Annotated in this window: 1 rRNA gene; it reads left to right on the forward strand. The window is 30.9% G+C overall.

The features are described 5' to 3' along the window. Positions 1–187 precede the first annotated feature (187 nt). Positions 188–249 (forward strand): 5S ribosomal RNA (gene rrf, locus IC218_RS21760); the annotation flags it as partial.

Raw genomic sequence — 249 nt, forward strand, 5'->3', positions numbered from 1 at the left:
ATAATAGGTCGAAGGTGTAAGTGCAGCAATGTATTTAGCTTATCGATACTAATAGGTCGAGGACTTGACCAATATTTATTTGATGTTCATTAATTAAAATATATATGTAGTTTTTAGAGTGTTAACTCTAAAGAATCTAGTTTTACTAGTTTCAATAACTTAATAGTAATATTAAGCATAAAGATTATGTGGTTACAATAGCAGAGAGGATACACCTGTTCCCATTCCGAACACAGAAGTTAAGCTCTC

The sequence above is a fragment of the Clostridioides sp. ES-S-0005-03 genome (assembly GCF_020658455.1).
In the GTDB taxonomy this organism is placed as follows: domain Bacteria; phylum Bacillota; class Clostridia; order Peptostreptococcales; family Peptostreptococcaceae; genus Clostridioides.